Annotated in this window: 5 protein-coding genes; all 5 read left to right on the top strand. The window is 36.6% G+C overall.

The window, feature by feature from the left end; all coding sequences use genetic code 11:
* The first annotated feature begins 201 nt into the window (after positions 1 to 201).
* The gene (locus ACRD7B_RS22465) at positions 202 to 870 is read left to right on the top strand and encodes an FAD-binding oxidoreductase (RefSeq protein WP_430826916.1); all 669 of its coding nucleotides are present in this window, start codon (positions 202 to 204) and stop codon (positions 868 to 870) included.
* A gap of 4 nt (positions 871 to 874) precedes the next feature.
* Positions 875 to 1,915, top strand: coding sequence for a dual-specificity RNA methyltransferase RlmN (gene rlmN, locus ACRD7B_RS22470; RefSeq protein ID WP_430826917.1), 1,041 nt, complete (start codon positions 875 to 877; stop codon positions 1,913 to 1,915).
* Positions 1,916 to 2,035: 120 nt separating this feature from the next.
* Positions 2,036 to 2,356 (top strand): single-stranded DNA-binding protein, encoded by a 321-nt coding sequence (locus ACRD7B_RS22475; RefSeq protein WP_430826918.1) that lies wholly within the window; start codon positions 2,036 to 2,038, stop codon positions 2,354 to 2,356.
* Between the two features lie 115 nt (positions 2,357 to 2,471).
* Positions 2,472 to 3,281 (top strand): hypothetical protein, encoded by an 810-nt coding sequence (locus ACRD7B_RS22480; RefSeq protein ID WP_430826919.1) that lies wholly within the window; start codon positions 2,472 to 2,474, stop codon positions 3,279 to 3,281.
* Between the two features lie 198 nt (positions 3,282 to 3,479).
* Positions 3,480 to 5,149 (top strand): beta strand repeat-containing protein (locus tag ACRD7B_RS22485; protein WP_430826920.1); only part of this gene is annotated, 1,670 nt, incomplete at its 3' end.

Raw genomic sequence — 5,149 nt, forward strand, 5'->3', positions numbered from 1 at the left:
TGGGGTCTAATTTGAAATAAAAAACCAAACGCCCAATAAATGGGCGCTGTAGAAGAGAATTTTATGAATCCCGACTTTAGTCGGTTAATAGTGTTACAAATTATAAGTTTCAAAGATTCTTTTTTGACTTTTGAGACAGCCTCTTTGATTTTAGAATAAAAACAAAATTCAACAAAGCCTGTTTTAATCAAAAATACAGTAATGAGCTTTACACGAAAACGCATAGAACTTCAGCTTACACAGGTTATTGATAATATACTTATCGCAGATGGTGTATATTATTTAAAACTCCACAAACCGTTTGATTTTAAACCTGGTCAGGTTGTAGCTCTAAGTCTAAACGAAAATGATGAACCCAGACTTTATTCCATCGCTTCGGGTAAAAATGAAGTAAGCCTCAATATTCTTTTTGATGTGATGCCCACTGGCCAACTAACGCCAACATTAGCTAATCTAAAACCAAATGATGAAGTATATATCTCAGCACCTTTCGGAAAGTTCTTATGCGAACATACACCTGCGGTTTGGATTGCAACAGGCACTGGTGTTGCTCCCTTCGTGTCTTTAATAAAATCAGGCACCAACAAAAACATTACACTGCTCCATGGAGCGCGAACGATTGATGGTTTCTATTTTCAAAATGAATTTAAAGAAAAGTTAGGAGACGATTACCTGCGCTTTTGCACCACCGAAACGGGTAATGATGTAATTGAAGGTCGCTTAACCAATTACCTTAAAGAATTAGACAATCCAGCACCCGAATTAAAATACTACCTTTGCGGCAGCTCACAAATGATAATTGACGTTAGAGAAATACTACTAAGTAAAGGTGTAGCATACGATAAAATAATAGCAGAGATTTATTTTTAATACAATGGAAAAGCAAGATATTTTTGGCAAAACCCTAAGCGAACTTAAAGAATGTGTTACGAGTTTGGGATTACCTGCCTTTACTTCAAAGCAAATAGCTGATTGGTTATACAAGAAGAACATTACAAGTTTTGAAGAGATGTTAAACCTTTCGAAAAAGGCAAGAATATCTTTAAATGAGAATTATTTCATTGGCAGAAACCAACCTGAATCGTTTCAGGAATCCGTTGACGGTACAAAAAAATACTTGTTTAAGACAGGTGATAAATTTATAGAAGCTGCCTATCTGCCCGAATCAAATAGGAATACTCTTTGTGTATCGTCACAGGTTGGTTGTAAAATGGGATGTTTATTTTGCATGACTGCACGACAGGGGTTTCAGAAGCAACTTACATCAAGTGAGATCTTAAATCAAATTGCCAGTTTACCAGAAAAGGAAACATTAAGCAATGTTGTTTATATGGGCATGGGTGAACCTATGGATAACATTGATAATGTATTGAAAAGTCTGGAAATCATCACATCCGAATGGGGTTACGCCTGGAGTCCTCGACGCATCAACGTCTCAACCATTGGAGTTGTACCGGCCATGCGTCGTTTCATTGAAGAATCAGAAGCACATCTGGCAGTAAGTTTACACTCTCCATTTAATGAAGAACGAAAGCAATTAATGCCCATCGAAAATGTTTATTCGCTTGATGAATTATTAGCTGCCATCCGTGATTACGATTTTGGACGTCAAAGACGAATATCGTTTGAATACATCATGTTTAGAGGCGTTAATGACACCCAAAAACATATAGATGGGCTATCCAAATTGTTAAATGGTATTCGCTGTCGTTTAAACTTAATCCACTTCCACCCTATACCTGACTCTCCACTAAAAGGAAGCTCACAAAGCACAATGGAATGGTTTCGTGACAAATTAAACGAAAAAGGGCTTACTGCTACCATACGACGCTCGCGTGGTGAAGACATATACGCAGCTTGCGGACTATTATCTACAAAAAAACTTTTAAAAGACGACCAGCCAAAGGACTATTAATAAGCACTTCAGACAGGTTTCAAAATTAATTTAAATAAAAAATCTATTTTTAGTTGATTTTTATTTAACTAAGTATTAATTTTAATAGGGTTTTATATTTAACATTTAAATCCCAAACAAATGCTGAAACTAATTTTAAATGGAACCGTAGGTAAAGATGCGGAGGTCAAAGAAGTTGGACAGCGTAAAGCTATCAATTTCGACGTTGCAGTATCGATGGATTACAAAGACACTGAAGGCAAAAAAATTGAACGTACCGAATGGGTACGTGCTGTAATTTGGAAAAGCGACAAGCAGAGTACAAAAGTTTCAGAGTTCTTGAAAAAAGGACAAAAGGTATTAATCGAGGGGATCCCTGGGAGTGAAGGCTTTCAGGCAAAAGATGGGCAAGTAAAATCAAGCTTGCTTGTCAACGTTAAGGACTTGGAATTCCTTAATTAACTTTTCACTAACAACTAAAAGCTACTATCAACGGTAGCTTTTTTTATTTGATTCATTCTGAGCTGTGCGATAAGTAAGTAATTCTTGCTATTTTTGAATCATAAAGCTTCGAAAAATGAAAACACAATCCATACTTGTACTTTTTATATCATTATTCATCATTGCATGTGGCCCTTCAAGAGAAGAAATTGTAAAAGAGAAATTTGAAACTGCTCTATCGCATTTTTCAAACAAACAATACAATAATGCCAAGTTAATGATTGATTCTATCACTGAGTTTTATCACGATCAAATTGAATATACAACCAGAGCCAAAGACCTGTTACGAACCATTACTATAGAAGAACAAAAGTCGAACTTAGCTTTTTTAGATAGTCTGCTAGCCGATAATGAAACAGCACTCGAACCATTAATGAAGAACTTTAGGGAATCCTCAGATTATGGTCCTAAAAAAATACTTATCCACAAAAGACAAAAACCTGAAAACTCATACAATCGCATATATCTCAGAGCGCACCTGGATCTCGATGGTGAGTTTTATATCTCCAGTCGCTATACAGGAGAATCAAATATCAATCATAAACAAATAAAGGTTTACTTCAGCGGCAACCATGCCTTAAGTGAAGCTGTAGAAATCGACGGTTTTCAAAACAGACATTTTGATGATGGCGGCACTAAGTGGGAGGTTGTAAATTATAAAGATGGGAAAGACAACGGAGTTATTGATTTTATTGCATCCAACGCTGATAAATCTTTAAAAGTACAATTCATAGGAAAAAAGCACTACTATATATTGATGGAGAAATTTGATAAGGAAGCTATTAGAGATGGTTATGAAATTTCAGCAGTACTTAAAGAAAATAAAAGGATAACACAGGAAATAAAAAAAGTAAAAAAGGAGTTAAAAAAACTTAGCGCGATTTAACCACCAAGCCTATTTAAAAAGTTTTAGTGATCAATATTAAAATCACAAATCAAGCATAGAATATTTTTCAAAAATTATAGTCCATTCAACTAGCTCCATTCACCCAAAATATCATCGCTTTAATCAAAAAAAACAGATTAAACGGATAAAGCTTAATACTTTTAAAGATTGGAATAACCGAATCTTAAAAGTGAAGCAATGCGCATATTTCATAATATCATAAAAAAATACCTTTTTATATTTATTGGTGTAATTTCAGTTAATTACTCACTGGCTCAAAACCTAGTTATTTCTTCAGTGTCTGGAAACACAAATGAATCTGGAACAGAGGCAACTTTTACAGTCGGTCTTGACGCGCCACAAACAGGTGCTAATACCACTATTACCATTACATCATTAAATACTGCTGAAGTTACTGTGAGTCCCGCATCCATAACTTTTGCTGTGGGCGAATCAAATGCATTAGAAGTTACCGTTACTGGAGTAAACGATTTTGTTATTGATGGTGATCAAGTAGTAGACATTGAATTTACAACTGATGTTAATTATTTAGGTACAGCTCCTTCAAACCTTTCCATAACCAATGAGGATAACGATGGTACAGTAAGCATTGAGGCAACAATACAAGCTGCAGAAGAAACGAGCAATGGTTTATTTACTTTTACAGCAACAACTTCCAGCACATCTGCCACTATCATCAATTTTGATATTACTGGGACTGCGGGTAATGGGGCTGATTACAATCCAATTTCAGCTTGGGTAGAGCTGCCAGCAGGTGAAACATCTGTCACTTTGCCTATCACTGTTGTTGGAGATAACGACATTGAAGGTGATGAAACGGTAATTCTAACGCTTACATCAACTGATAATGGAGACTTAACTGTTGGCTCTCCTAACACAGCTACCATTACTATTACTGATGATGACAGTGAATCGGTCAGCATAGTAGCCACAACTCAAGCTTTGGAAAGTGGTACCGATGGTTTATTCACAATCACAGCTACTAATTCATTCGGCACAGATACTGAAATATCTTACACCGTTACCGGTACAGCTACTCCTGATGCGGATTACACAGTATTAACAGGATCAGCTACACTACTTGCCGGACAAACAGAAGTAACTATTCCTGTGGCTATTATTAGTGATGCCTTAGTTGAAGGTGATGAAACGGTAATTCTTACGCTTACATCAACTGATAATGGAGACTTAACTGTTGGCTCTCCTAATACAGCTACCGTTACTATTACTGATGATGACAGTGAATCAGTCAGCATAGTAGCCACAACACAAGCCTTGGAAAGTGGTACCGATGGTTTATTCACAATCACAGCTACTAATTCATTTGGCACAGATACTGAAATTTCTTACACCGTTACTGGTACAGCCACACCTGATGCCGATTACACAGCTTTAACAGGATCGGCTACACTACTTGCCGGACAAACAGAAGTAACTATTCCTGTGGCCATTATAAGCGATGTTTTAGTTGAAGGTGATGAAACGGTAATTCTTACGCTTACATCAACTGATAATGGAGACTTAACAGTTGGCTCTCCTAATACAGCTACCATTACTATTACTGATGATGACAGTGAATCGGTCAACATAGTAGCCACAACTCAAGCTTTGGAAAGTGGCACCAATGGTTTATTTACCATTACCGCTACTAATTCATTCGGTACGGATACTGATATTTCTTACACCGTTACAGGCACAGCTACTCCTGATGCCGATTACACAGCTTTAACAGGAACAGCTACACTAATTGCTGGACAAACAGAAGTAATTATTCCTGTAGCTATTCTAAGCGATGTTTTAGTTGAAGGTGACGAATCAGTCATTGTGACGCTCAACTCTACCAACAA

It is taken from the genome of Carboxylicivirga fragile (assembly GCF_050589805.1).
GTDB lineage: Bacteria > Bacteroidota > Bacteroidia > Bacteroidales > Marinilabiliaceae > Carboxylicivirga > Carboxylicivirga fragile.